This window comes from Actinomadura barringtoniae (assembly GCF_017573505.1).
Lineage (GTDB): Bacteria > Actinomycetota > Actinomycetes > Streptosporangiales > Streptosporangiaceae > Spirillospora > Spirillospora barringtoniae.
The window spans coordinates 264,452-289,902 of record NZ_JAGEOJ010000012.1 but is presented as its reverse complement, the minus strand read 5'-3'; the positions used below and the strand labels follow the sequence as shown (position 1 = coordinate 289,902).

22 protein-coding genes are annotated in these 25,451 nt (G+C 68.4%); 9 read left to right on the top strand and 13 right to left on the bottom strand.

The genetic code is table 11. From position 1 onward, the window contains the following. Positions 1 to 38 precede the first annotated feature (38 nt). The gene (locus J4573_RS29330; protein WP_307796978.1) at positions 39 to 902 is read left to right on the top strand and encodes an SGNH/GDSL hydrolase family protein; all 864 of its coding nucleotides are present in this window, start codon (positions 39 to 41) and stop codon (positions 900 to 902) included. Positions 903 to 1,282: 380 nt separating this feature from the next. Here the strand turns inward: J4573_RS29330 and J4573_RS29325 are convergent, their stop codons facing one another. The 6 genes from J4573_RS29325 to J4573_RS29300 all read right to left on the bottom strand — a co-directional run bounded on the left by J4573_RS29325 (position 1,283) and on the right by J4573_RS29300 (position 6,218). Next, on the bottom strand, positions 1,283 to 1,729 hold the full coding sequence (locus tag J4573_RS29325) for a lamin tail domain-containing protein (protein WP_243773726.1): 447 nt from the start codon (positions 1,727 to 1,729) through the stop codon (positions 1,283 to 1,285). Positions 1,730 to 1,836: 107 nt separating this feature from the next. After that, positions 1,837 to 2,076 carry a hypothetical protein gene (locus J4573_RS29320; protein WP_208259112.1) on the bottom strand — a complete coding sequence of 80 codons (240 nt, stop codon included), beginning with the start codon at positions 2,074 to 2,076 and terminating at the stop codon, positions 1,837 to 1,839. 263 nt (positions 2,077 to 2,339) lie between these two features. Next, positions 2,340 to 3,803 (bottom strand): penicillin-binding transpeptidase domain-containing protein, encoded by a 1,464-nt coding sequence (locus J4573_RS29315; protein WP_208259111.1) that lies wholly within the window; start codon positions 3,801 to 3,803, stop codon positions 2,340 to 2,342. A 196-nt stretch (positions 3,804 to 3,999) separates the two neighbouring features. After that, the gene (locus J4573_RS29310; protein WP_208259110.1) at positions 4,000 to 4,857 is read right to left on the bottom strand and encodes a hypothetical protein; all 858 of its coding nucleotides are present in this window, start codon (positions 4,855 to 4,857) and stop codon (positions 4,000 to 4,002) included. Beyond that, the gene (locus J4573_RS29305; protein WP_208259109.1) at positions 4,854 to 5,396 is read right to left on the bottom strand and encodes an RNA polymerase sigma factor; all 543 of its coding nucleotides are present in this window, start codon (positions 5,394 to 5,396) and stop codon (positions 4,854 to 4,856) included. Before J4573_RS29305 ends, J4573_RS29310 begins: the two co-directional genes overlap by 4 nt. A gap of 171 nt (positions 5,397 to 5,567) precedes the next feature. Continuing rightward, the gene (locus tag J4573_RS29300) at positions 5,568 to 6,218 is read right to left on the bottom strand and encodes a hypothetical protein (protein ID WP_208259108.1); all 651 of its coding nucleotides are present in this window, start codon (positions 6,216 to 6,218) and stop codon (positions 5,568 to 5,570) included. A gap of 191 nt (positions 6,219 to 6,409) precedes the next feature. Between J4573_RS29300 and J4573_RS29295 the strand changes: the two genes are divergently transcribed. Both J4573_RS29295 and J4573_RS29290 read left to right on the top strand, forming a co-directional pair. Beyond that, complete coding sequence (locus tag J4573_RS29295) at positions 6,410 to 8,500, top strand: nuclease-related domain-containing DEAD/DEAH box helicase (RefSeq protein WP_208259107.1); 2,091 nt, start codon at positions 6,410 to 6,412, stop codon at positions 8,498 to 8,500. 152 nt (positions 8,501 to 8,652) lie between these two features. Then, positions 8,653 to 9,705: a GNAT family N-acetyltransferase gene (locus J4573_RS29290; protein ID WP_208259106.1), complete on the top strand. Its 1,053-nt coding sequence runs from the start codon at positions 8,653 to 8,655 to the stop codon at positions 9,703 to 9,705. On the opposite strand, the gene J4573_RS54320 is transcribed toward J4573_RS29290, so the two are convergent. Then, entirely contained in the window at positions 9,666 to 10,022 is a 357-nt protein-coding gene (locus tag J4573_RS54320; protein WP_307796975.1) for a nucleotide pyrophosphohydrolase, read from the bottom strand. The genes J4573_RS29290 and J4573_RS54320 overlap by 40 nt on opposite strands. Positions 10,023 to 10,112: 90 nt before the next feature. Here J4573_RS54320 and J4573_RS29280 point away from each other — a divergent pair, with 90 nt between their 5' ends. The 4 genes from J4573_RS29280 (at position 10,113) to J4573_RS29265 (ending at position 13,563) form a co-directional block, all read left to right on the top strand. Beyond that, complete coding sequence (locus J4573_RS29280; RefSeq protein ID WP_243773724.1) at positions 10,113 to 10,868, top strand: SDR family NAD(P)-dependent oxidoreductase; 756 nt, start codon at positions 10,113 to 10,115, stop codon at positions 10,866 to 10,868. Positions 10,869 to 10,981: 113 nt separating this feature from the next. After that, positions 10,982 to 12,400 carry a 3-keto-alpha-glucoside-1,2-lyase-like domain-containing protein gene (locus tag J4573_RS29275; protein WP_208259103.1) on the top strand — a complete coding sequence of 473 codons (1,419 nt, stop codon included), beginning with the start codon at positions 10,982 to 10,984 and terminating at the stop codon, positions 12,398 to 12,400. Positions 12,401 to 12,421: 21 nt separating this feature from the next. Beyond that, positions 12,422 to 12,694, top strand: coding sequence for a discoidin domain-containing protein (locus J4573_RS56730; protein WP_372442910.1), 273 nt, complete (start codon positions 12,422 to 12,424; stop codon positions 12,692 to 12,694). Continuing rightward, complete coding sequence (locus tag J4573_RS29265; RefSeq protein WP_208259101.1) at positions 12,679 to 13,563, top strand: PQQ-dependent sugar dehydrogenase; 885 nt, start codon at positions 12,679 to 12,681, stop codon at positions 13,561 to 13,563. The genes J4573_RS56730 and J4573_RS29265 overlap by 16 nt, the downstream gene beginning before the upstream one ends. On the opposite strand, the gene J4573_RS29260 is transcribed toward J4573_RS29265, so the two are convergent. Further along, complete coding sequence (locus J4573_RS29260) at positions 13,560 to 13,907, bottom strand: ArsR/SmtB family transcription factor (RefSeq protein WP_372442909.1); 348 nt, start codon at positions 13,905 to 13,907, stop codon at positions 13,560 to 13,562. The genes J4573_RS29265 and J4573_RS29260 overlap by 4 nt on opposite strands. A 63-nt stretch (positions 13,908 to 13,970) precedes the next feature. Between J4573_RS29260 and J4573_RS29255 the strand changes: the two genes are divergently transcribed. Next, entirely contained in the window at positions 13,971 to 14,762 is a 792-nt protein-coding gene (locus tag J4573_RS29255) for an alpha/beta fold hydrolase (protein ID WP_208259100.1), read from the top strand. Here J4573_RS29255 and J4573_RS29250 read toward each other — a convergent pair whose 3' ends face one another. The 5 genes from J4573_RS29250 to J4573_RS29230 form a co-directional block, all read right to left on the bottom strand. Then, on the bottom strand, positions 14,763 to 16,175 hold the full coding sequence (locus J4573_RS29250; RefSeq protein ID WP_208259099.1) for a beta-propeller fold lactonase family protein: 1,413 nt from the start codon (positions 16,173 to 16,175) through the stop codon (positions 14,763 to 14,765). It abuts the gene before it with no gap. Between the two features lie 635 nt (positions 16,176 to 16,810). Then, on the bottom strand, positions 16,811 to 18,160 hold the full coding sequence (locus tag J4573_RS29245) for a TIGR02679 domain-containing protein (protein WP_208259098.1): 1,350 nt from the start codon (positions 18,158 to 18,160) through the stop codon (positions 16,811 to 16,813). 58 nt (positions 18,161 to 18,218) lie between these two features. Next, on the bottom strand, positions 18,219 to 22,427 hold the full coding sequence (locus J4573_RS29240) for a TIGR02680 family protein (RefSeq protein WP_208259097.1): 4,209 nt from the start codon (positions 22,425 to 22,427) through the stop codon (positions 18,219 to 18,221). Then, a complete protein-coding gene (locus tag J4573_RS29235; protein WP_208259096.1) occupies positions 22,424 to 23,554 on the bottom strand; it encodes a TIGR02678 family protein in 1,131 nt (376 codons plus the stop codon). The genes J4573_RS29240 and J4573_RS29235 overlap by 4 nt, the downstream gene beginning before the upstream one ends. Continuing rightward, positions 23,551 to 25,068 (bottom strand): TIGR02677 family protein, encoded by a 1,518-nt coding sequence (locus J4573_RS29230; RefSeq protein ID WP_208259095.1) that lies wholly within the window; start codon positions 25,066 to 25,068, stop codon positions 23,551 to 23,553. The genes J4573_RS29235 and J4573_RS29230 overlap by 4 nt, the downstream gene beginning before the upstream one ends. 172 nt (positions 25,069 to 25,240) lie before the next feature. Between J4573_RS29230 and J4573_RS29225 the strand changes: the two genes are divergently transcribed. Then, positions 25,241 to 25,444 (top strand): hypothetical protein, encoded by a 204-nt coding sequence (locus tag J4573_RS29225; RefSeq protein WP_208259094.1) that lies wholly within the window; start codon positions 25,241 to 25,243, stop codon positions 25,442 to 25,444. The last annotated feature ends 7 nt before the right edge of the window (positions 25,445 to 25,451 follow it).

Below are 25,451 nucleotides of genomic sequence, written 5' to 3'. Positions count from 1 at the left end.
TACTAATGATGCGGCCACCTCATTTCCTGGGAGTCCCCGTGCCGCGTCGCTCTCTGGCCACCGCCGCTTTGGCCACCCTGTCATCCGCCCTCCTCGCGACCCCAGCCCACGCCGACACCGTCAACTACGTGGCTCTGGGCGACTCCTACACCTCGGCGCCCCTGATCTCGCCCAACCAGCAGAACTCACCGTTGGGCTGCTTCAGAGCCGACCGCGACTACCCCGCCCAAGTAGCCGCAGCCATCCACCCCACGTCCTTCAAGGACGTCAGCTGCGGCGGCGCCAGCACCAAGCACATGACCGAGACGCAGAACCTCTCGTTCAGCGCCCCCAATCCACCCCAGTTCGACGCGCTGACCCCCGACACAACGCTCGTCACCCTCACCATCGGCGGCAACGACATCGGCTTCGGCGGAATCGGCACCAAGTGCGTCACCCTCGCTTTCGGCGCCTCCGACGCGTCCCCCTGCAAGGACAACTACGTCGTGGACGGCGTGGACCAGTTGGCCCAGAAAATCGACGCCGCCGCCCCCAAAGTGGCCGACGTCCTCAAGGGCATCCACGCCAAGTCCCCGAACGCCCACGTCCTCCTCCTCAACTACCCCCTCATCACCCCCGCGACAGGCACCGGCTGCTTCCCCACCCTCCCCATAGCCAAGGGCGACGTCCCGTACCTCCGCGACGTTCAGCACCACCTCAACCAGATGCTCGCGGACCAGGCCTCCGCCAACGCCTCCACCCTCGTGGACACGACCGAGGCGGGCCACGACATCTGTCAGCAGGACCCCGCCAAGCGCTGGATCGAAGGTCTCCCCACCCAATGGGCCGCCCCCGCGCACCCCAACCTGAACGGCGCCACCGCCATGGCTCAGGCGACCCTCAAAGCCATTCAGGCGCAATAGACCACAACACAAGGCTCCCAATGACCGGAACCAATACCGCGGCCCCGCAAACAACAACCCGCGCCACCAAGCTCCTCACCGTGAACCAACTGGCCACCACCAGCAAGGCCCCACCCGCCGCGAGCCACAGAAACCCCTGCCCAACCCCCGGGTCCCCCTGACAAGACGCGGTCCCGCAAGAGTCCGGCCCGGCGCTCACCAACAGCGAGCACACCAGGTGGAACAACGCCATCACGGCGCCCACAAACGACGTCCCAACGATGGTGAGCACTCCCGGCCAGCTGACCTTGCCGGTCTCCTGAATCGCCATGCCCCAACCTCACCACCACACGACCGCGGGGGCATGAGTAGTCGTACTCATGCCCCCGCCGCCGCCCTACTCAGCAGTACTTCCAGTCACCCTTGCTGCCCCAGGAGCAAGAGTCCGCGGTCTTCCCGTTGGCGTACTTCAGATAGGCCGTGTCCCCGGTGTTGTTCCACACATACGACCCCCGCCCCCAATACCGATTGGCCGAGGTGTTCCGCCCCTTCCCCGTGCGGACCTTCACGGTCTTCTTCCCGCCGAGCTTGAACGACCCGAACACATACGTGTAACCGGTCTTGTCCCGCAGCCGGTACCCCTTCAGCTGCACCGACTTCTTCGATCGGTTGATCAGCTGCACCCACTCCCCGTTCAGACTCGCATTGGACCGCGTGTCCTTCCCCGGCGAGTCGAAGTAGACCCGGTAGATCTGCACCGACGAAGCGGCCCAAGCCACCCCCGGCACGAACATCCCCGCCGCCGCGACAACCCCGGCGGCCCCCATCGCAATCACCCGTGAACGCATGCCGCAACGCTAGAGACATTCCCCACCTAGAACCACAAAAAGGGCATCCCAGCCCCGGTCCGCAACCGGCCCGGTATCCCAAGTAATCCCTTCACCCCGCCCCCGCGTCACGTCGGGTCCTCGGTATCCCACGGATAGGCGAAGTCCCCAGCTCGCAGCCCCCAAGCCCTGACCACCTCGCCCAGCGCCGCCTCTCCGATCGCAGTGGCTTCTCGCACCACGAACGCCTGACGGCCGGGCCCCGAGCCGGGCACTTCAGCGATCAGCGACTGTCCCAGCCGCAAAGCGTTCAACTTGTCCCGAGGCCACTCCTGCGCATCCTCATCAGGACTGATGGACCCGCTCATCCGCCCATGATCACCGCAGTCGCCGGCGCGGGGCCAGCAGATTAATCCTCGATCTCGACGCCGAAGCCGCGCGCCAACCCGGCTAGGTCATGCTCGTGGATCGGGCACGATGATCCTCCACTCGAACCGAAGGGGATCCGGACTTCAATGCGGAGGATAACTCTTCGGATTTGAGTAATTGCGATCCGTTGACCTCATCCGGTCAAGCCGACCGGTGGTGAATTCCGTGCGTGGCGGCCGCGGGTCAGGCTGGAGGTTGGGCGTCAGTCCTTGCGGACGGCTTGCATGATCTTGCCGGCGATGGGGCCGGCGGCCTCGCCGCCGGAGCCGTCGCCCTGGGTGAAGACGGCGAAGGCGTAGCGCGGGCTGTCGATGGGAGCGAAGCCCACGAACCAGCGGTTGTTGAACTCGACGCCGTCGATGTCGGCCGTGCCGGTCTTGCCCGCGATGTTGAACCGGCGCAGCGACTTGCCGGTGCCGGTCGTGACGACCTCGCGCATCATGTCGGCCAGCTGGCCCGCGGCGTCGTCGGACATCGCCTCGCCGAACTCCTTGGGCTTGGCCTCATCGAGGGTGTTCTGCTCCTCGCCGGTGACCTTCTGCACGAGATACGGCTTCATGATCTTGCCCTTGTTGGCGGCGGCCGCGGCGACCATCGCCATGTGGAGCGGGGTGGCGGAGTTGCTGCCCTGACCGATGGAGGCGAGGGCCGTCTGTGCGCCGTCAGCGTCGGGCTTGACGAAGTTGCTCTTGGCCGTACGCAGGCCGGGCTCGATCTCGATCGCCTGGTCGTAACCGAACTTCCTGGCGGTGTCGAGCACCTTGTCCTTGCCGAGCTGCTGGGATCCGAGGATGCCGAAGGTGGTGTTGCAGGACTCGGCGAACGTCTGGATGAGCTGCGCCTGACCGATGCCACCGCAGGCGCCGCCCTCGTGGCTGTTCGGCAGCGCCGTGTTCGTGCCGGGGAGGTTGAACGTCGAGGGTGCCGGGACGGAGCTGTTCTTGTTGAGCCCGTTCGCCAGCGCGGAAGCCGCGACGACCGACTTGAAGGAGGATCCGGGGAAGTTGGTGTCGCTCATCGCCTTGTCGACGGTGGGCTTGGTGCGCGAGTTGTTGAGCTCGTCAAAGCGCTTGACGCCCGCCTCACCGGCCTGCGGGGCGACGGTGGTCGGATCGTAGGACGGGAAGGACGCCATCACCTTGATCGCGCCGGTCTTGATGTCCATCACCACTGCGGCGGCCTTGCGGCCCGACGCGGTGCCCTCCTTCAGGGCGTTGAAGGCCACCCGCTGGGCGTTGGGGTCGATCGTGGTCTGGACATCGGCGGCCTTGGCCTTCTTGCCGATCAGCATGTCGAACCACTTCTGGTTCTTCAGGCGCTTGTCCTGGCCGCTCAGCAGGTCGTTGTAGGCCTTCTCGACACCACCGGCACCGGCCGAGGCGGTGAAGTACCCGGTGATCGGAGCGAAGATCTCGCCGTCCTTGTACTTACGCCCGTACTTGGGGGAGCTCTTGCCGGTCTCGACCGCCTCGACCAGGACCTCGGGCCCCGCGATGATCCGGCCGCGCGGTTCGTTGAACGTGCCGGCGAACTTGCGCGTGTTCTTGTCGTCCGTGCGCAGGTTCTCGGCCTGGGTGCCCTGTACGTAGTTCACCTGCGCCAGCAACCCGAGGAACAACAGCCCGCCGAAGATCGCCACCCGGCGCAGCGGCTTGTCCATGTTCATCGTTGATCGCCCCATCCCAGGTTCGCGGGGCTGGCCGTTCGACGCGAGTGAACCCCTACATCGCTAGGACGAAGAGAACTCTCATGAAGTTTCCATGAGAAGACAGATGTGGCCTGGAACGCGGATGTGGCCTGGAACGCGGGCCCTCCACACCGCGGTCGTGGAGGGCCCGAGCGGCCCGAGCGGCCCGGGTGCGCTAGGCCCCGCCGGGGTCGAGCTGCTCGGACGTCAGGACGTGGCCCTTGGCGTCCAAAGCCGCGACCTCTACGGAGTTCGGCCGGGGATCGTCGGGACGATCGAAGACCCGCATGAAGTAGCCGTCCTGCCGTACGGGAACGAGCTCCTGAGCGCCGTCCTTGAAGCGGACGCGGATCTGGCTCGCCGGGTGTGCCGCCCGGCCGTACACCCCCATCCAGCCTCCGGCCAGCGAGGTGTAGTCGATCATGAGCTGCTCGGTGCGTGTGGGCAGGACGCCGGGAGGGCCGCCGCACGTCGTGGAGCCGTCGGACCTGCCCTTGGACGTCACGCTCCGCAGGTAGGTGCAGCCACCGCCCTTCTCGCCGGGTGCGAACCACCACTGCGCCTTGCTGCCGCCCGGCCCGCGAGCTTCGATCACCATCTGCGCCTTGGCGGTGTCGAGCTTGCCCCACGTGGTGCCGGGCTCCTCACCCCTCAGCAGCCCATGGACGACACCCGCCGGGGTGAAGCCCGCCGCGCTCGCCGCACCGGCCGCCGACAGGAGCGCCACGGCCCCGCCCGCCACCACCAACCAGCGGCGCCGATGAGTCCGGGGGCGGCGGAGGACGGACCGGGCGCGGGAGGCGGAGCGGGGACGGGAGGCGGAGCGGGGACGGGAGGCGGAGCGGGGACGGGAGGCGGAGCGGGGACGGGAGGCGGAGCGGGGACGGGAGGCGGAGCGGGGGCTCGGGGACTCCGTGAGGATGCGGGCCAGCGTGCGGCGTCCGTCGGCGTCGTCGGCCGCCTGGGCGTACTGGTCGGCGGCGAGCGGGTCGGTGCCCTTCAAGAGTCGACGAACCTGTGCCTCATTGGTCATGACTGCGCCCCCCTCATTTCGAAGCTCTGTGGTCGGATCCCCGGGCCTTCGTCCGCCAAGGCCTTCTCCAGCCGTTTGCGCGCCCGGTGGAGCCGTACGGCCAACGTCCTGGGGGAGCAGCCGACGACCATGGCGGCCGCGGCGACGTCCAGGCCCTCCCAGGCGACCAGTTGCAGGACCTCCCGATCGCGGTCGGACAGCCGGTCGAGCGCGGCCCGTACGTCCAGGGAGGCCGCGACGCCACCCGCGTGGTCCGGCGCGGGCGTCTCGCGTCGAGCCGATCGGATTTGCGCGCCCAACCGCTCCCGGCGCCGTTCGCCCCGCAGCTGGTTGGCCGGGACGTTGCGCGCGACGCCGTACAGCCAGGGCAGCCGTTCCGCCTCGCCCGGCACATCGGCGAACCGCCGCCAAGCGATCAGAAAGGTCTCCGCGGCCACGTCGCGTGCCTGATCGGCGTCGGTCCTGCGGGCCGCGAACCGCAGGACATCCGGATAGCAGGCCGCGTAGAGCTCGGAGAAACGATCGTGATCATCTCCCACCCTCATCTCCTCTGGTCTTGGCTCGTGATGCCCTCCTATGTCCGGCAGCGGCCCGCCGATTACACACGAGCAAAGCTTCGCAGGGGAGATGCGCTCGAACGCGTTCGATCGAGGGCGCCCGGGTGGCCAACCACCCATCACCCGCGTCAACAAACCTGCGGGTTGCTACACCTAGTCGGTGATGTCGAGGATGGTGAGGGCGCCCCGGCCCTTGCCCAGGGGGAGGCTGTCGCCGATGTGGCCGGTGCTGAGAGCCGTGCCGATCGGCTTCATGGGGGAGATCCGCTCGTAGCCGTCGATGTCGGCAGCGGAGATCAGTAGGACGCTTTCCTCGCCGTCGTCGTACCGGCAGTGGAAGAGGCTTCCGGGAGAGGCGATGCGGCAGCCGCCCGGGCGGTAGGGGAACACGGGCCACATGAGCATGGAGTTCAGCTCGTCGCGCCGGAGGCGGAGTCCTTCGCGGCGTTCCTCCTCGCCGTCCGCGCCCGGGTTCGGCAGGACGTCCTGCTCCAGCTTGCGATCGATGGCGTGGATCTCGGCGCGTACGCGCTCGATGGTGGTGCGCGTGACGAACGCGCCGAGACGGGCGGCGGCCGCGCGGTTGAGGCGGAGCCCGCGGCGGCTCGCGAAGCCCCGGAGGTTGTGGCACACCTCGGGTGAGTCGGCCGCTGTAGCGCTCAGGCAATAAGCATGTCGCCTGCGGTCCCATTGCAGGTCGGTGGCCCGGGTGTACTCGCGGAGCGCGCGGTTGTTCTCTCGGTTGTAAGGGAAGAAGATGAGAAGCTCTTCGCCTGCCAGGTCGATCGCTTGCCGAGAACGCATAGGCGAACCTCCGAGATCGGAACGACGAAAGCCATGGTGGCACCCGGGTCCGACATTTTCGGTGTCGTGGATCGATGGGCACTGCCGCACACTCGACCGGGTTGATCCGATGAGTCAAAAGACCTGTTCGCCGACGACGATTGTTGCTATCTGTTGTTGTTCGTAGGTGGTCGTCGGCTGGAAGGCGTCGAATGGTTGCTGGCGGATCGGCGAGTGCCCACGCACGGCAGGCACGCGAATATGCGATGCAGCTCTGGCGCCGCTACCGGGACGCGTACGAACTGGCCGGCAGATACGAGGTCGCGGCCGAGGCGGAACGCAAGGTCGCCGCGACGCTCCTGACGCTCACGGGCGACGGGAAGTGGCGCCTGCTGGTGGACCGCCGCTGGCCGGGAACGCGATCCGCCAACGTCGACATGATCCTGGTCGGTCCCGGCGGCGTCTTCGTGATCGACGTCAAGCGCTGGCGCCACGCGCCCGTGGTAGCGGGCGATCACCTGCTCGCCGGTGACGACCAACGCGAGGGCGAGCGGCGTGATGGCGAGCGGCGTGATGGCGAGGTCGAGAAGCTGCTCGCCATGACCCAGGAGGCCGAACGGCAAGTGGCCACCCTGGGCATGTCGCCCGTCGCGCTGCGGCCGCTGATGGTCTTCGCAGGTCACCGCGTTGACACGACGCTCGGCCGCGTCCGGCTCCTGGGTGACCAGGAGGTGATCCAGATGCTCGTCGCCGAGCCGAGGCGCCTGACTCCGGCGATGGTACGGGCCGTCAGCGCTCATCTTGAGACGGCGTTCCCCGCGTACGAGACACCGGTTCTGGGCAAGGGCAATGGCGATGCCGCTGCGGACGCGAGTCCGCTCTTCGAGGTCGAGGAGGTGGAGGAGGCCGCTTTGCGATCTGCTCTCGCCGCTCCGATCGAGCAGTGGATGACGTTCCTCCACCCCGACCAGGTCGCCATGGCAAGGCGGACGTGGAACGGGCCAGCGCGCATCAGCGGCCCGGTCGGCACCGGCAAGACCGTGGTGGGCCTCCACCGCGCCGCCTATCTGGCGGAGCGCACCCCGGGGAAGCTTCTGTACGTCACGTTCGTCAACAATCTGCCTCGCGTGCAGGGCCAGCTCTTCAGCCGCCTCGCTCCGGTCTCGACGGACCGGGTCGAGTTCACCAGCCTGCATGGATGGGCTCAGCGTTTTCTCGCGGAACGTGGAGTAAAGGTCTGCCTGAGCAGCGAACGGGCCGAGACAGCCTTTTCGCTTGCGTGGATGCGAGCCGGCCTGGACAGCGCGCTGGTGGACATCGAATCCTCCCCGTTCTATTGGCGGGAGGAGATCGACCACGTCATCAAGGGACGCGGGCTGACGTCGCTAGAGGAGTACCGGACCGTTCCTCGGCATGGCCGTCGTACGGCCCTGCAGACCGAACACCGCGAGGCGGCCTGGTTGCTTTACGAGGAGTACGAGCTCCTTCTCTCAGAGCGGGGAGTGCAGGACTTCAACGACGTTCTCCTAGGGGCGCTCGCCGAACTCCAGGCCGAGCCGATGGAACCTCCGTACGGCGCGGTGATAGTGGACGAGGTCCAGGACCTCACGCTTATCGGGGTGAAGCTTCTCCACGCGTTGGTAGGGGATGCCCGCAACGGGCTTCTGCTCATTGGGGATGGGCAGCAGGCCGTCTACCCGGGAGGCTTTCGGCTATCGGACGCAGGTATCGACATCAAAGGACGCGGCGTGACGCTGCGGACCAACTACCGCAACGCGGCCCAGATTCTCGATGCGGCCCTGGAACTGATCTCGGCCGACCCGTACGACGACCTGGACGGGACCACCTCCAGCGGACGCCGCGATCTGGAGCTGACCTACCACGACGGCACTCTGGTCCGCGCGGACGAGACGAGCGACGCTGCGCACGATCGCCGGCTGGTCGAGGCGCTCAAGGCCGTTCCGGCCGGTGATGCCGCGGTGCTGTGCGCGACGCGGAGGGAGATCGCGCATTACCACCGGCTTCTGACCGGCGCAGGAGTGCCTGTGCTGCGTCTGGAGAACTACGACGGTCGCGAGGTCGAGGCGGTCAAACTCGGGTCGTACCGGCGCGCCAAGGGGCTGGAGTTCAAGTGCGTCTTCCTGCCCCATCACGACGTGGCGTTGCGCGAGGTTTCCGTTGAGAGCGCCGCGGAACGCGAACGCGCCGAGATTCTCCGCCGCCAGCTCTTCGTCGCGATGACGCGAGCCCGTGACCTGCTGTGGCTCGGGTCGGTGCGCGTGAACGAGGGCCTGGTCGGCTAGAGGCACGTCTTGTCTCGTTCCTCTCCACCGCGAATGGAGAGTCGAAACGGTCTCTGAGTGTCGTATCCGCTACGTAGCGTGCTTGGAATCGTGCGCAGGGTCGCATGGCTGTGCGAGCGGCGACGGCTGCGCGCGCGGAAGCGGAGGGATGCATGCGGGAAGACGAACGGCTGGTGGGCGTTCGCGAGCGGCTGCGGTCCGCCTCCGCACCAGCGCCCGGGTTGGCGTCCGCGCCGGCGTTCGGATCGGTGCCCGGGTTGGCGTCCGCTCCAGTGTCCGGGTCGGCTTTCGCGCTCACCCCGATCGTGGCCGGTGAGGGCGCGCCGTTCCCCTACTGGGAGATCGCGCTGATGGTGGAGAACGCCTTTGGCGGGACGCTGGATCCCGGCCGCCTCACCGAATCCGACTATGAGTATTGGCGCGGCCGGCTGGGGCACGCCTGGCTGCCGCCTACGCAGGGGCAGCCCTGGGCCGATCGCTATTGGATTACGACGGACCAGGGCAGGGTCGGCACTGTGAGCGTGGGGCGGCACATCACCGGCAGGCGATGCCTGTCGGTGTCATCGCTCTACATTCACCCCGCTTTTCGTCGGAACGGTCTGGCGTGGGGAGGGCTGGACGCTATTTATCAGGCGGCTCTGGCTGAAGGTCTGGATGGGTTTCAGCTCCATACGGATTGGGTCTGGAGGGACACCGTTCGGTACTACCTCGCACGTGGGATGTGGGTGTGCGGGTGGAAGTTCAACATCGGATTCGCTCGCCAGCGTCAGCTGCCTCGGTATCAAATCTGCCTGGAGGGGGAGGGATCCGCCTTCCTCATCGAGGATCAGGGGGAGATGAGGCCGCTGCTCGTTGCGACGAGGTCGGGGGACCGGCTTTGCCTGGAGGAGACGCTGCTTTCCAAGGAGTTGGAGGCGAGCGATAGCGGCAGGGCGATGCTTCTCGACGGTCGGGCCACCTTCGCTCTGCGGCTGGCACTGGATGGCTGGCCGCTGGTGCGTTCCTTGGAGGCGTGGAACGAGTCCTCCCGGGACTCCGGACATGGGCAGCCTGAAGGGCTCGCCTACCGGATCCCGATCCTTGAACGTCGTGCTCGCGAGTTCGGCTGGAACGTCGAGTCTTCAGAGATCCCCGGACTGGGCGAGCTTCCGGACCCGGTCGCCGGTCACGCGAGCGGCGGGGCCTTGCGGGCCGAGCCTCGATAGGAGTCCGCGTCGTAGCGGCGTGCGTTCTTGTCGACCTTGCCCTCAGCCGCCTTGAGGAGATCCACACCCAGCACGTCCGCCAGCCGGATCAGGTAGAGCATCACATCCGCGAGCTCGGCCTCGACTCGCGGGCCGGCGTCGTCGTCCTCCATGACCCGCCAGGACTCCTCGGGCGTGAGCCACTGGAACTCGGCCAGCAGCTCGCCCGCCTCGCCGGCAAGAGCCATCGCCAGGTTCTTGGGCGTGTGGAACTGCTCCCAGTCCCGTTCCGTCGCGAACTCCCGAAGCCGTTCCGCCAGGTGATCGATGCTCGTCACCCGCCCAGCGTACGGCGCCGTGGCAGCCAGAACGGGCAGGCGAAGGAGCGGGTCCGTGCTCCAGGGGGCTGCCCGATGGATGATTGCGGCATGCCTTCTAATGATCAGCTTGTGGCCCTGGTGACGGGCAGTTCGCGTGGGCTGGGCGCGGCCGTCGCCCGCCGGCTGGCGCGGGACGGGTACACGGTCGCGGTGAACGGATTGCATGGCGACGGCCGGCTGGCCGAGGTCGTCGCGGCGATCTGGGACGAGGGAGGGACCGCCGAGGGATTTGCGGCAGATGTGACCGACAGGGAGCAGGCCGAGGAGCTGGTGGCCGCTGTCTCCGCAACGCTCGGTGTCGTCGGCGCGCTGGTGCTGAACGCGACGGGCCCGCAACCGGAGGCGCCTTTGGAGGATGTGGCCTGGCGTGACCATCTCGACCAGCTGGACTTCTTCGTGAGGAGTCCGGTGCTGCTGGGCCAGGCCGTCCTGCCCGGGATGCGTGAACGGCGGTTCGGCCGGATCGTTCACATCGACTCGGAGATCGCCGATCGGCCACCGGCGGGGCGGTCGGCGTACGCGACCGCCAAGAACGCGCAGATCGGCCTGATGCGCAGCTGGGCGAACGAGCTCGCCGGCTACGGCATCACCGTGAACACGGTCGCCCCGGGCTTCATCCCGGTGGAGCGGCACGCGGACGTCGATGACGCGACCAGGAGCGCCTATCTGGCCACGGTGCCCGTGGGACGCATGGGGACTCCGGACGACGTGGCCTACGCGGTGAGCGTTCTGGCCTCGCCGGAGGCGGGCTTTATCACCGGCCAGCGGATCCTCGTGGACGGTGGCCGCAGCCTCCACATCTGAGACATCCCAAACATCGGATGAATATGGCGGATTTCGGGCTCTGGGTCTAGGAGCGGCCCGCGTCTCGTGTTTTTATGTCGGATGTTTGGGTGTCTGGGGGAGGAGGCTGGACGATGCGACGGCGCGTAACGACGTTCGGAACGATCCTGGGTCTGCTGCTGCTCGGTCTGCCGCCGGTGGGATCCGCCGGGGCGGCGCGGGGGAGCGGTCCGGCGGTGGCGACCTCGGCCCCGGTGGAGTGGCAGGCGGAGAACGCCGCGCTGTCGCAGGCAGGCGTCTTCTCCAACCATGCGGGCTTCTCCGGAACGGGCTTCGTCGACTACACCAACGTGACCGGCGGCTACGTCGAGTGGACCGTGAACGCCCCGGACGCGGGCAGCCAGACGCTGACGTTCCGTTACGCCAACGGCACCAAGGCGAATCGTCCGATGACCATCACGGTCAACGGCACGGCCGTCGCGACGAAGGCCGCGTTCAACGTGACCGCCAACTGGGACACCTGGGCCGACCGCACGTTCACCGCCACCCTGAGCGCGGGCGTCAACAAGATCCGTGCGGCGGCGACAGGCTCAAGCGGCGGGCCCAACGTCGATCGCCTCACGGTCACGGGCACCACGGACACGCAGGCGCCGGGTGTCGTTCCGGGAACCCCGGGCAAGGTAGGCGTCACCGCGACGACGGCCACCGTGAGCTGGGCGGCCGCGACCGACAACGCCGGCGTCGACGCGTACGACCTCGTCGCGGACGGCCGTACGTGCGGGACCGTGCCGGGCCGGACGACGACCGGAACCTGCACGGGCCTGAGCCCGGACGCGGACGCGGCCATCTCCGTCGTGGCGCGCGATGCGTCGGGCAACACGTCGGCGCCCGGCGGCTCCCTCACCGTTCACACCGCGCCAAGCGGCCCGGGCAACCCGTACGGCGACCCCAACCTCGTCTCGATGTTCAACGGCAGCACGCTCGACGGGTGGACGCAGTCCAGATCCGACGGCTGGACCGTCAAGGACGGAGCCGTCCACGGAACGGGTGCCGGGCGCGGCTGGATCTACTACAGCCCGCGGCAGGTCGGCTCGTTCCGCTGGATCTTCAATCTCCGTCAGGTGACCGGCAACCATGCGCCGACGGTCCTGATCTGGGGCACCACCGCCCAGCCTTATCTGGACGCGCTGGGCGGCATCCAGTTCCAGCCGCCGAACGGCGGCCACTGGGACTACCGCCCCGGCCACAACAACGGAGGCGGCGACCTCTTCACGCAGTATCCGCACGACAAGATCGACATTCACAAGTGGAGCCAGTGCGAGCTCATCGCCAACCAGGAGACCGGCATCGCGCGCATGGCGTGCTGCCCCCTCACGACGGCCTCGACCTGCAAGGCGGTCGAAGTCCTGCGATTTAAGGACAAGACCGCCGCACGCGAGGGACCTCTCGCCATCCAGATTCACAACTCTGGAATTCAGGACGAGTACAAGAGCCTCTACGTCGAGTCGCCGGTCGTCATGAAGCCGGACGAGTTCATCACGACCGGGTCCTGAAGGAGTCGCCTTGCTGAGACGATGCCTGCTCGCCGCAACGCTCGTGCTCACCGGATCGCCGTGCTCAATGCCCGTGCCGACGCCGAGGTGTTGCTGTCCGATCACCGGCCCGCGACCGCGTCGAGCGAGGCCGGGCCGGGGTCGGTGGCCGGGAGTGCGGTCGATGGTGATCCTTGGACGGGCTGGCGGTCGGAACGACGCGGCCGCTACCAGTGGATCGCGGTAGACCTGGGCGCGATCTCGACGGTGTCCCGCGTCTCGCTTCGCGGGTCCCGCGAATGCGCGAGGGCGTAACCCCCGCCGGTCGGCGCACCGCCGTAGGCACGGTCCCCAACGTCGCCGGCACCGATGGCGAAGGCGGCCTCCTGGGCCTGGAGCTCTCCCCGCACTTCCGCAGCGACCACTGGCTCTACCTCTTCCACACCAGTCCCACCGACAACCGCATCGTCCGCATCAAATACGAGAACAATGTCCTCGACCTGACCACCGAACAGGTCCTGCTCTCCGGCATAGCCCGTAGCAAGTTCCACAACGGCGGCCGTATCCGCTTCGGCCCCCACGGCAAGCTCTACGCGGCCACCGGCGATGCCCAGAACGGCTCCAATGCGCAGAACCTCAACTCCCTCAACGGCAAGATTCTGCGCCTCAACCCCGACGGCTCCATCCCGGCCGACAACCCGTTCCCCGGCAAATACATATGGAGCTACGGGCACCGCAACATCGAGGGCCTGGCCTTCGACTCCCACGGCCGCCTATGGGAGGCCGAGCTGGGCAACTCCATCACCGACGAGCTCAACCTCATCCACCGCGGCGGCAACCACGGCTGGCCCGCCTGCGAAGGAACGTCCGGCGACTGCGGCGACCCCACCTTCGTTCACCCGGTCCAAACCTGGCCCGTGGCCGACGCCTCACCCAGCGGCCTGGCGATCGTCAACGACCACCTCTACATGGGAGCCCTCCGGGGCCTCCGCCTCTGGCGCATGAAGATCACCGGCGGCACCACCACAACCCCGCAGTCCTACTTCACCGGCACCTACGGCCGTATCCGCACGGTAGAGCCCAGCCCCGACGGTGGCCTGTGGCTCGCCACCAGTAGCGGTGACAAGGACAGCACCCCCGACAACAGCGCCGACCAGATCTTCCATCTCTCCCTGACCCGCTAGAAGCGGCCCGCCGCCTCAGGCCGGACGCCGGCCGCATCACGTCCCGCGACAAGAGCCGCGTCGAGCACTCCGGGGAAACGCGAGTCGATGTCGTCTCGGCGAAGCCGCATGAACCGCGTACGGCCCTCCTGCCGCGCGCTGATCAGCCCGGCCTCCCGCAGCACTCGAAAGTGATGCGACATCGTCGACTTGTGCACGGCGATCGCGGCGGTGGCGGCCGTGCACGAGTGCTCCCCGTCATCGGCCAGCGCCGCCAGCAACTGCAGCCGCACCGGGTCGGCCAGGGCATGCATGACCGCGACGAACTCGATCTCGTCCACTTCAGGCTGGGATGACAAGCGCACGCCTCAGCCTACCAATAGTTCGACGGTTTGACAGTTATCCAACTATTGCCCCATCGTGCTTTCATGAGCACCCTCCACTCGGTCGAGTCCCGCGACGGCACCGTGATCGGTTTCGAGACCCTGGGCCAGGGCTCGCCCCTCCTCCTGGTCCACGGCACCACCGCCGACCGCACCCGCTGGACGCCGGTCCTCGACGCCCTCACCGCCCGTTTCACAGTCCACGTGGTCGACCGCCGAGGCCGAGGCCTGAGCACAGCCGAGCAAGGGCCCTACGCCCTGCGCCGCGAAGGCGAGGACATAGCCGCCGTGGCCGAAACGATCGGCCAGGACGTCTACCTGGTCGGCCATTCCTACGGTGCCCTCTGCTCCCTAGAGGCGGCCTTGCTCACCAGCTCCATCACCCGGATGTTCCTCTACGAGCCACCCACCGACGGCCGTTCCATCGTTTCAACCGAAGCCCGCGACAAGGTCCGCAAGGTCGCCGCAGCAGGCAACGCCGAAGCCACCCTGGAAGCCCTTTTCCGCGAGGCCCTGGGCACACCCCCGCCAGCCGTCCAAGCCATGAAGGCCTCGCCCACCTGGCTGGCCCGCCTCGCAACCGCCCCGACCGTCATGCGCGAACTGGACGGCGTGGAGACCTTCGACATCCTCGACCGCCTGGGGCAGATCACGGTCCCCGTCCGACTGCTCCTGGGCACTGAAAGCCCGCCCTACTTCCGTTCCGCCGCCGAAACCATCGCCGCCCACCTCCCGAACGCCGACCTGGCAACCCTCCACGGGCAAGCCCACCTGGGCGTGGACGGCGACCCAGCCCAGTTCACCGCCGCCGTCTTCGCCTTCATCGATCAACTGTGATCAGCGCGGCACGGTGACGCTCCGCGACGCCCGTGCCCGCGCCGACCCGTTGCAGTGCGCGCTGGTACCTGTGAACACCAGGGCAGTGGAGCAGTTCTCGTCGTCGGTAACGGTCACTGTCGCAATGAACGTTCCGGCCCGCCGGTAGATGTGATCAGGCGCCGGGCCGCCGTCTTTCAAGGTGGCGCCGTCGCCGAAGTCCCAGTCGAACCGAGCCACGGTGCCATCGGGGTCAGAGGACCTCGAGGCGTCGAATGGCGTGGCCTCCCCGGCAGCCCGCACCCGGACGGTCAACTCAGCGACCGGGCCCTGGTCGGGCTGGACGCCGAGCGACTGGAACATGGAGAAGGTGCCGCCGGTGAGCAGCGGCGGGCCGGCCTGGCTGAGACGGCCGTCGGCGGCGATGGCGAACGTGAACAGCAGGCTGGGGTCGCCGTTGGCCGACGATACGAGCAGATGTCGTCCATCCGGGGTGGTGTCGATCCCGACCGGGAACATCCCGGCTGAGAACGGCGAGCCCGGGGTCTCGGAAAGGCTGCCGTCGCCGTTGATCGTGTACGCCGATACTCCGCCCGGATCGGGTTCGTCGCCGGATCCGGCGACGAACAAGTGCCTGCCGTCAGGCGAGACCACGGCGCCCTCAGCGAAGAGCGCGGCCTTGAACGGGCTGCCAGGCACCGGAGTCAGCTCCCCGTCGCGCCCCACCCGGAACCCGTCGACCACCGAGTCGAAGGTCGTGGCGATGTAAGCGAACCGCCCGTCAGGCGTGAAGACGATCTGCGCACCGGACGGGTTGGTCTGCACCGGACGGCCGACCTTCCTCAACGCGGCCTTCGGCCCGATCGCGAACCGAACGATGACATCGGGGTCGCGCGGGCCAGGACTGTCGGGCTCACCATGCCCGACATACAGAAAACGTCCATCCGGGCTCACACCCAGCCCCTGCGGCAGGGCAAAACCAGTAGGCACCGGGTCGCCCGCCGACCGCGGCCTCCCGGCACCGTCAATGGTGAACGCCGAGACCGTTCCAGACTGATTGGCGGCGAACAGCGAGCTGCCATCCGGAGCAAGCGCCAGCCCGAAGGCATCCCCGGTCGGAGCCGTCCCGAGCAACCTCAACTCACCCTGCGAGCCAACCCGGTAAGCCGCGACCGTGTTGTTCCCCCGATTCAACACATACGCAGTACGGCCGTCCGGCGAGAACATCACAGGCGAGGGCCCCGTACCAGAACCCGTCTTGATCAAATCGCCCACACGCCGAGGACGACCGTCCGTCCCCACCCTGAACGCGGCGATGTCCTCCGACTGAGCGTGGGTCACGTACACAAGCCGACCATCAATCCCGCGCAGCACCGAACCCGAAGCAGGCACGCCCGCCATGGTGATCAGCACACAAGCGACAACCAGCAACACTCGAATCCGCCGCACAGCGACCTTGCACTCCCGAACGGGCACAAAGGAAGGGACTGCTGCGGACCCCACGCCGCCGAAGAGTGCAGGTCGGCGACGCGCGCACTCCCACCGTAGGTAGAAACGCCGCTCGCGTCGTGGTGGATTCTGACCCTTTCCAATCAAGACGGCTCTGCCGCCGTAGCGACAGAGCCCCAGTCCCGCTCAGCCTCAGGCCTTACCCCAGACCTTCACCAGTTGCTCTGGCACCTTGGAGCAGTCAGCTCCACCCGTGTCGCCCTCGTACTCCCAGTCAGCCACACCCGATCCCACACGTGCGGCCCGTCCTGACTGGACATCGGGTTGTCCTTGAATCCAACATCCCCGATCGCGTAGTACCTCTTCCCGGCCTTCCCGTAGAAGACGTTCGTCGGACCCACGACATTGGCCCTGGTCTCCTTCGGGTACTGATCCGACATCTTCGCGAAGTAGGCATCGCCGAGCGCCTCCCGTACGGCCGCCGACACCTGAAGCTTGACCGCCGGTCACCGCCCGCTGACCCAGGGTCTGAGGATCGATGTTGGCTAGACGACTGCCCAGCCAACGCACGGGCACTCAGTGATGTCATGCCTCGGGGTGATGCCGGCTAGCGGGGGATCTCATCGCAGGTCCGAGAGCAGGAGTTCCAGTGCCGACTCTTCTTGTACGGCCACCTCCAGTGAACACATGGTGGGGGTCAACTCGGGGTCCCACCCGGCTTCGACCGCATTTCCTCCAAGAGGGAGCAGCGGCGTGCCGCGGTCACGAGCGGTCGCCACGTGTTCCTCGTAGTCGGCGGAGCTCATCCGCCACGGGTGCGCGTCATAGCGAGCGATCATTCGATTGGCCATGGCGATTCCCGGCCAATCGAAATCACCGCGGTAGGCCAGCCGTGCCCCGGCGTCGTCGAGCGCGTCCAGCAGGGTGAGCACTGTGGTGGTGGGGTTGCCGGAAGCACACACCACCGGTCTGCTGCAGCGCGCTTCAACGGCCGCCTCGATGATTCGAGGGTTCTCGCAGATGTAGATCTCTGTGTCGGCGGCCAAACGCCATGTGATGCGTTGGAGGTCGCGCAGAGTCAGGTGTGTCTCAGCGCAGGCCTCGGTGCGCTCGCGGAGCGACCGCTCAGGCCAGTGGCCGCCGAGCGGCACGAGCCCGTACGTCAACACGGTGCTCGACACCCGGTCGGTGGCGACGCCCGCCGCCTCCCAGAGGGCGCGCCTCGCCGCCGCGTCCGGCGGCGGATCGATCCCATGCGCACGGGCCAGGGCTCGCATCACGACCTTGGACAGGAGGGTGTCGTCATCGAGGCCGTGCGCGGTGCCGGTCAGCTGTTCGGCGAGCTCTCCGCGGCCAAGCCTGGCCAGTCGGATCGCGGGCACGGCCCGGGCCGTCGACCAGAGATCGGTTGCGCTCGGGAACTCTCCGGGCTCGGGTCGCGGTGACATCGTGGACGGCGCCGATTCCAGCTGATGAGGCAGCGCCGCCAGGACATCCACGGCTTGGACCATCAGCTGCGCCGCTCGCTCTGAAGGCAGCCGGGCCAGGACCCCACTCCGTTTCAGTTCGGCGAGCCAGGATTCGGCCCAGTCGGCCTGATCGAGATCATTACGCCGCAAGGCCTTTCTGGCCTCCGCCCAGGTCGCCTCCGCAGCGGCGCGTCGGGCGTTTCGCAGGGCGGGCCGGTTGGTCAGCGGCCCGCGAAGCTCCGCCACTACATCGATCAGCCCCACTTCGGCCGCGCTCAGCCGAAGGCGCTCGTCGAGGTCGGCGAGCGCGATCGACACTGTGCCGCCGGGATACGACCTCCCCATCAAGAGTCCCAGGGCCTCAACCTCATCGGCGCTGAGCATGTCCAGACGGATCCGACCTCGCACTTCGAGACCGCTGCGTTCCACTCGATCTCGCAGCAGATCCCAGAGGCGGGCCAGCGCGGGCTGGCCGAGCCACGCGCGGGTCTCGGGCCTCACGATCTGGTCCGCGCGTGCGCCGGCATCTCTCCGGATACCTGGGAGGGAGAGCGCACGGTCATACGCTCACCAAGTGTTTGCGCTGGCCGTCCCAGGTGAAATGCACGGTCGCCACGCCGCGCACATGCGGATCGCGGAGGCATTCATAGATGTGCAGACTGGGCACGCTGGGGAAACAGCCCCAGAGCCGTTCGCTGGTGATGACGAAGTCGAGGTCGAGCTCCACCAGGAGACCGAGCAGCCGCCCGTGCGTGGGCTCGTCGACCTTGGCGAACGCGTCGTCCAGGAGAATCAGCCGTGGTGCTGCCGGTGCCGCGTCTCCCAGGGACGAGAAGTGGGCTGCGGCGGTCGCGAACAGCACCAGGTAGGACACCACCCGCTGCTCACCCTGACTGAGCGCCGTCCGATGGCTGAGCACCCGCTCCTTGTCCGGGTTGGCGGTATCGGTCACCTTCACCCTGAACGCGAACCACGAGCGGTAGTCGAGGGCGGTCTGGAGGTGCAGCGCGTATCCGGCGGATGGATCGGCCAGCCGAGCCTCCTCGATCCGGCGCCGCAGGGCGTCCCGCAGTTGCGCCGACTGGTCACGTGTGCGCAGCGCCGAGGGGCTGCGCAGCAGCGCCACCGCTGCCTTGATGTCGGCGTGGCTGCCGGCCGCCAGCTCCCACACCAGCCGGGCCCCGATGCCATGCGAGGACCGGACGTCGTCCAGCGTCTGGTTCATCACCGCGACCAGACTGTGCGCAGCGAGCACCTGCCGGGACAGGTGGTCACCGAGCTCGCCCAGCAGGTAGCGCTCGAAGACCTCCTGCTCCCGGCTGGACAGCTGAAGCCTGGCTTCGGCCACCGCCATGCGTATCCGGGAGCCCACCACGGCGACGTCATGGACGCCGGTGTCGTCGTGCAGTGCGAAGCGCTTGATGCCGTCGACCTCATCGATACCGGCGTCGTAGCCGCCGGCCAGCCCGTCGCGCAGTTCCTCGCCGCGACGCAGGATGAGCGAGTCGCTGACGTCGGCCGAGGGCGCACCGAGCCGGCCGGCGATGTCGTCGGCCAGCGCGCGGAGAGCAGTGATGCGGGCGCGCACCTCGGCTTCCTGAGCGGCGTCGTAGGCCTCAAGAGCCGCCTCCACGCCGTCGCGGAGCTCGGCCGCGAGCGCGAGCCCGGGTAGGCCGAGGGGACGTCGCAGCCGGACGCCGCCGGACACGACCTCCTGCTCGTGCTCGGAAAGTGCGTCCAAGGCGTGCTGCCGCTCGATCTGCGCGGCAATCCGTTTCTCACGGATTCCCTCGTGCCGCGTTCGCAGCCCCGGGAGGGCGGCCTGCGCCTCGTTGTAGCGCTGCTGGGCTTCACCCTCGCGTTCGACGATCTCCTGTTCGGTCGCACCCACGGAATTCTCGAGGAGAACCAGCTCGTGGCGGATCTTCACGAGATCGGCTCGGATGCCTCGGTAGCGGCCTTCCGCCTCGCTACGCCGCTCGCGGGCCTGCGTCCACAGGCCGCCGGCCTTGGCGTGGCCGGTCAATCGCCCACGGACGCGGCCGGCGTCGCGGGTGAGCGTGCCGAGCCTGGTCCGAAGCCCGCCCAGATCGTTGAGCAGGCGGGCGAGGGCGCCAGTCTCGGTGGGAAGCCCATCGGCGGTCGCCTGCGCTTCGGCCCGGGTGCGTAGTGTCACCGCCGCCGCCCGCGCCTGCTCGGCCTCGCGCCGGGCCTGGACCAGCTGAACGGCCAGGCGCCCGGTCTCCGCGACGGATTCCTCGTACACGGTCCACGCGTCGGTGAGAGGCCGTGATCGCGGGGGCTCGCGCAACGCGCGGCGAAGCTCGTCGCGGGCCTGCTCAATTCGCTTCCGCTCCGCGCCCGCGACCTCGGCCTCGCTCGTCAGCGCCTCGATGCGGGCGGCCAGCTCGGCGATCCGGCGCCGCCGTGTCTCCATTCGCACGCCCGCGCCGATGTACTCGGGGCCGTCCTTGGCGTACGAGCCGTTCGCCACGCCGAGCCGCCATCGTCCGTCCGGTGCGACCCAGCTGTGCGGCTGCTCTTCGCCGGCTGCGTCCCCGCCGTTCTCCACCAGCCCGATCGAACGGAGCAGTCGTTCGATCGTCCCCTGGCCCACGCCTTGCCCGGGGACCGGGCGCAGAACGTCGGCCAGAGTGGGACCCGTCAGGGGAGTGGCAGCGGCCTGGAGCAGCACCTCCTGGAGGCGCCTGTCGATCACTTGGCCGTCGCCGTCCACCCAGGCGGACAGGAGACCGGCGGCCTCCAGTGCGGCCTCGATCCCCGCCTGGTCGGCGCCGGTCACCGGGTCGGCGAAGTCCACCAGCAGGAACAGGGGCGCTCCGGTGCCCGGCCGGCGTTCCGCCGTCGCGTACCGTGAACGCGGCGGCTCGGGATCGGCCTGTCGTTCCCAGTGCCGCTTCTCCGACTGTGCCTTCTCCAGCTCACTCGCGAGATCGCGCTGGCGGGCGAGGACCTCGTCCCTTTCGGCATCATAGGTCGCCAGGACCGGCTCGGCGATGTCGTGCGCGAGACGTCCGAGGGCATCGGGAACATCGCGGGGGAGTGCCCGCTCTGTGACGGGCAGTTCATCGTCCGCCCGATCGCGGGGCAGGGCGATCAGGTCCAGCAGTGGCTCGGGTTCGGGCAGTCGTTCGGCCCAGGGGACCACGGCCGCCGCATAGTCCTCCGACGCGGCGGCCAGTTCGACGCCGCGGTCCTTCTCGCGTTGGCGTGCCTCCTCCACCTGTCCGTCGAGCCGTTCCGCCTCCTGCCGCAGGGCTGTGGCCTTCCGCTCGGCGGCGGTCACCTTCTCCAACCGCTCGGTGAGCGCGGCGGCCGCGCGCTGCCGCGCCTTCACCACGCGGTCGCTCTCGCCGAGCCGCTCGGTCCATGCCGCCAGATCAGGGGCCGTCCGCGCATCCAATGCACGCGGGGCGGGGCGTCCGAGCTCGTGCTCCCGGTCGTCCGGGTCGATGAGCGTCTCGGTCAGGGGCGACGACAGCGGGGAGGCTCTGGCGACGGGTGCCTCTCCCAGCAACGCCTCGTCGAGTCCGCACGCGCGCGCGTCACGCCGCGCGTCGCGAAGCGATTCCCGCAGGGCGGTGAGATCGGCGCCGATCTCGTTGGCCTCGGTGTCCAACCGGTTCGCGGCGGCGCCCTCGCCTTGGCGTGCCAGCTCCGCCGCCTCCCACGCGGCCTCGGCGGCCCCATGCTGTGCTCGGACGGTCTCACGCTTGTCCCGCAGATCCTTGAGCGCCCCGTACGCCGCGCTGTCGCGCAGCGCCCGCAGGTCGCCCTCGGCAGAGTCCTTGGCCTCCTCCAGGGAGTCGGCGGCGGCCTTGACCTTGGCTTCGTCGTCTTTCAAGCCGGCGAGATCGCGCTCGGCGTCCCCGGCCTGCCGCCGGCGGTCTTTGAGTTCGGTGAGCGCATGGCGCACTTCGTCCACGCGCCCCCGCAGCACGCCGCGTAGATAGCCGCGGTAGGCGACGAGGAACGTGCCGAGAGCGGCGTCGGTCTTCTCCAGGCGCGCCAGCTCCTCGCGTACGGTGTCGAGGTCGTCGAGATTGCGGGCGACCTTGTCGATGATCTCGTCGTCGAGCGGCGGCAGCGCGTCGCTGAGCACCTTCACCAGCTCGCCCGACTCGATCCGGTCGCCGATGGTCGGCCGGCGCAGGCCGTACAGCAGATGCACCAGATTGCGATAGCGCGCCAGGTCGGTCAGCCCGAACAGTTCACGGGAGACTCGCGCCCGGTACTCGGTGGGCCGGTCGTAGTAGTTCTCCTGCCCGACCAGGTCCCGCAGTTGGACGAGCGTGGGCCGGCGTGCGGGATCGCTCAGCGGAAGCTCGCCCTCGCCGTCACCCACTTTGAGCGGCGTGACGAAGTAGAACGCCTTTGCCTCACCTGTTGAGGTGGACGCCCGGATCGCCGCGCCGAGCGTGATCCTTTCCGGCTCCCCGTCTTCCTGCGGTGTGCGGACGAACTCGACCCACAGGTAACCGAGCCGATTGGTGCCCTGCGTCCAGCCGTCCAGCATCAGCCACTTCAGCGTCGTCTTTCCGCCACCGGCCGCGTCCAGCCTCCGGGTGTCGCCGTCGAGCAGGAACGGCAGCAGCATCTCCAGGGCTTTGGACTTGCCCGCACCGTTCTTGCCGCGCAGCAGCAGGCGGCCGCCGCCGAACAGGAACTCGTCGTCGTACTGCCACACCTGGTGGATCCCGGCGCGGCCGAGCCGGAACCTGTGCGGGTGCTCGGGCAGAGGGATCATCGTGTCGACACCTCGGGGGCATAGCGGGCGGCAGCGGCGAGCAGCCGCCAGCCTCCGTTCGCGCAGGGTTTGATCAGGCACATCCGGTGGAGCAGGTCCAGAACGTCCTCGCGCAGAAGTTCGGGCGACTTGGTGTAATGCTCGGCCCAAGATCCACCGTGCCGCCCGGCGAGATCCGCGAGCACTGCGCCGATCAGCCGATCCGGGATTTCGGGCGAGCCCCCCTCCGGGGCGAGCGCGGCGATGAGCCTCTCGACCAGGAGCAATGCCGCCCACGGCACGGTGCCCGTGCCGGGGAAGCCGATGTCGCTCAGCTCGCCCTCGGGATCGATCAGGGCCACCCCCTCGGCCCTGATCTCCGCGTCGAGCCCCAGCGCGTCCTCGAAGATCCGTTGCTCGCGTCTCTGGTTGCGGCGCAGCCAGTCGCGTTCCTCATCGGTCAGATCCTCGACGTAGACCACCGGGGTCTCCACCAGCCTGCGCCGCACGGCATGCCGAGGTCCGGACTGGTCGGGCGCCGCCGCCAGCCGGACCAGCTCGGCGGCAGACGCGGCCCGGCCGATCGGGCCGCTCACCATCCTGCGGGCGATCTCGCGGTCCACCGTCAGGAGTGCCTCCGCGTCCCCGTCGCCCGAATACGACTCGACCGACCCCTCGTCCTCCGCCAGCACCCGCCAAGCCATGAGCTGCTTGAGCGCCGCGACCAAAGCACGGCGTTCGACGGCCTTGTTGGGCTCGCCGAGGTCGATGTCGGCCTCCGCGGCCGCGGCGCGGGTACGGGTCACGATCTCCGAGAGCAGCAACTGCTCAGGGGCGGTCACGAGGACGGAGAGCGCAAGGGCCAGATACGCATAGGTGCGAGGGGTGAACGGTGTACCGGATGCCCGTTCCAACCTCCGCATGGCACCCGATCCCAGACCTGCCTTCAGCAGGCGCGCGAAGCCGGGTTCGACCACCAGCCGGTAGCCGAGCAGTTGACCGAACTGTCTCGTCAGCTCGTCCGCGTGCCGCCGGATCAGCGGAAAGTCCTCCGGGTGCGACTCCGACGTCACCAGTGGATGTCTGAGCAGCAACCGCGCCGCGGCACGCCTCTCGGCCGCGAGATCGACCGAGAAATCGCCGATCATCCAGCCTCCTCCACCGACAGGTCGGGCCCTGCCGCGCCGACCACCAAACCGAGATCGTCCAGTGTCAGATCACCATCGGCTCCATGGACCACCGAACCCCGCCCGGGCGCCCGGACGATCCGGAGGCCCACGCCGAGATCTTCGTCCACGGTTTCGACCTGTTCGAACCCCGGCGGAGCCGTCGCCAACGACCGGGCGAGCAGATCCAGCAATAGCCGGGTGGCCGCCGCCGACAGCCGCACACCGTCCAGCCTCGGCCCCGCCGCGCGCAACTCCGCGGCCGCCGCCCGTTGCCGGCGCGTCTCCTCCTCGGCGTGCCGCCGCAATCTCGCACGCTGCTCGGCGTAGTCCTCCGGCCCCGCCGTGCGTCCCTTGGGCGCCCGCGATCCCCGCTCCCGGAGCGCGACCGGGACGCCGATGACCGGCCCGTCCCACCAACTGGTCGTCGCCGGCACATCACGGTCGGCATCCGGAGCCAAGGCCAGATGCCGCGCGCCGTAAAGCCCGAACGCGGCCACGAACAGATCATGCGCAGAGGCATCGTCCGCGGCGTCGAACCATGCGGCCAACCGGAGGAGATCCCGCTGCCGGGACAGCCCGCCCGTCGAGGAGCGGATCATGCGTTTCGCGTTGGCCAGCAGAGCCTGCAACGCACGCAGGGTCGCGTCGCGCAGCTGGTCGACCTGGCTGCCCTGCCCGGTCTCGTCAAAGAACCAGGCTCGCAAACCGGCCCAGTCGTCCAGCCCGCGCCCCCGGCTGCGCTGCACCTGAATCTCGGCCTGCTCCAGCGCCGCCAGCCCCTGATCGGCTTCGTCGATTCGCCTCAGCAGCTCCGGCAACCCCGGCCACAACGCCCGAAGGCTGGCCTGGATCTGCGGTGCGAAGTGGGCAACGTCATCGGTGATCGTCTCGGCGTAGTCGAGCAGCAATTCCTTGAATCCGGTGAACTCCGTGGTGTCCAGATCGTACCGGAAGATGACCTGCCCCAGATAGGCATAGAAGTCCCGCACCGAGTCGGCGAACTGGCCGAACTGAGCGAACATCGTCGAGATCCGCTCCAGCCCCTCCCGCGGCTCGATCCCGCCCGGCGCGGCGCTCAGCTCCTCAAGCTCTCGCAGCCCTCGCGCGACGAGAGCCAGTAGTTCACGGCTGACCTCCCGCGCCGCGTCGGCGCTCGCCAGGATCTCATCGGCCTGCCGCTGAATGCGCTCGCCCAGCGCCGACAGCTGATACCGCGACCGGACCCGGTGATATTCGCGGATGCTCGCGGCCTTGACCGGCCGGGAGCTGGGGATCAGATTCCCCCAGATCTTCAACTGCTCAAGCCTGGCCGCCAGCGTCTCGACGGTCAGCTCGCCCGCGAGCCGCTCGGCCACGTCGTGCGCCGACAGATCCGCCAGCAAGGTCGACGTGAACACCCGCATGACCGACAGATAGACCGCCCGGTCATGCACAGTCAGATACGTGTAAGCGGTCAGCCGATCAAGCTCAGTGGCGTCGTGATCCTCCTCCACGCCTCACAACCGTACGCGCTATGACCGACAAACCAGCCGCATTCGTCCCTGCTGCGCCCGTCTATGCCACACGGCGTGCGCGGTGGTGTGGGGTGGAGGGATACGCGGCCGCGACCATCCCGCCGAGAGCGCCTCAGGCGATCCCTCTGAATACGGTGCGTACGCGGAGGAGTTGGAGATCGAACTGGGCATCGCCGGTCCTGTGGCCAACGAGATCATCAGGGCGGAGTTCGCGCATCTCGGTGACGAACGGGATCCGGAACTGATCAGGGAAGGATCGCGGGAGCTGCGGGAACGAGCGAGGGTATTCGGCCACTCACTGGAGATCGGTGCACTCCTGGACCGTGCGGATGACCTGGAGGCCTCCAGTGGGTAGGGACGCG

Coding starts and splice junctions, on each gene's coding strand:
- J4573_RS29325 (WP_243773726.1), bottom strand. CDS start 1,729: ATGCGTTCACGGGTGATTGCGATGGGGGCCGCCGGGGTTGTCGCGGCG.
- J4573_RS29320 (WP_208259112.1), bottom strand. CDS start 2,076: ATGAGCGGGTCCATCAGTCCTGATGAGGATGCGCAGGAGTGGCCTCGG.
- J4573_RS29315 (WP_208259111.1), bottom strand. CDS start 3,803: ATGAACATGGACAAGCCGCTGCGCCGGGTGGCGATCTTCGGCGGGCTG.
- J4573_RS29310 (WP_208259110.1), bottom strand. CDS start 4,857: ATGACCAATGAGGCACAGGTTCGTCGACTCTTGAAGGGCACCGACCCG.
- J4573_RS29300 (WP_208259108.1), bottom strand. CDS start 6,218: ATGCGTTCTCGGCAAGCGATCGACCTGGCAGGCGAAGAGCTTCTCATC.
- J4573_RS29295 (WP_208259107.1), top strand. CDS start 6,410: ATGGTTGCTGGCGGATCGGCGAGTGCCCACGCACGGCAGGCACGCGAA.
- J4573_RS29290 (WP_208259106.1), top strand. CDS start 8,653: ATGCGGGAAGACGAACGGCTGGTGGGCGTTCGCGAGCGGCTGCGGTCC.
- J4573_RS29280 (WP_243773724.1), top strand. CDS start 10,113: ATGCCTTCTAATGATCAGCTTGTGGCCCTGGTGACGGGCAGTTCGCGT.
- J4573_RS29275 (WP_208259103.1), top strand. CDS start 10,982: ATGCGACGGCGCGTAACGACGTTCGGAACGATCCTGGGTCTGCTGCTG.
- J4573_RS56730 (WP_372442910.1), top strand. CDS start 12,422: ATGCCTGCTCGCCGCAACGCTCGTGCTCACCGGATCGCCGTGCTCAAT.
- J4573_RS29265 (WP_208259101.1), top strand. CDS start 12,679: ATGCGCGAGGGCGTAACCCCCGCCGGTCGGCGCACCGCCGTAGGCACG.
- J4573_RS29255 (WP_208259100.1), top strand. CDS start 13,971: ATGAGCACCCTCCACTCGGTCGAGTCCCGCGACGGCACCGTGATCGGT.
- J4573_RS29240 (WP_208259097.1), bottom strand. CDS start 22,427: ATGATCCCTCTGCCCGAGCACCCGCACAGGTTCCGGCTCGGCCGCGCC.
- J4573_RS29235 (WP_208259096.1), bottom strand. CDS start 23,554: ATGATCGGCGATTTCTCGGTCGATCTCGCGGCCGAGAGGCGTGCCGCG.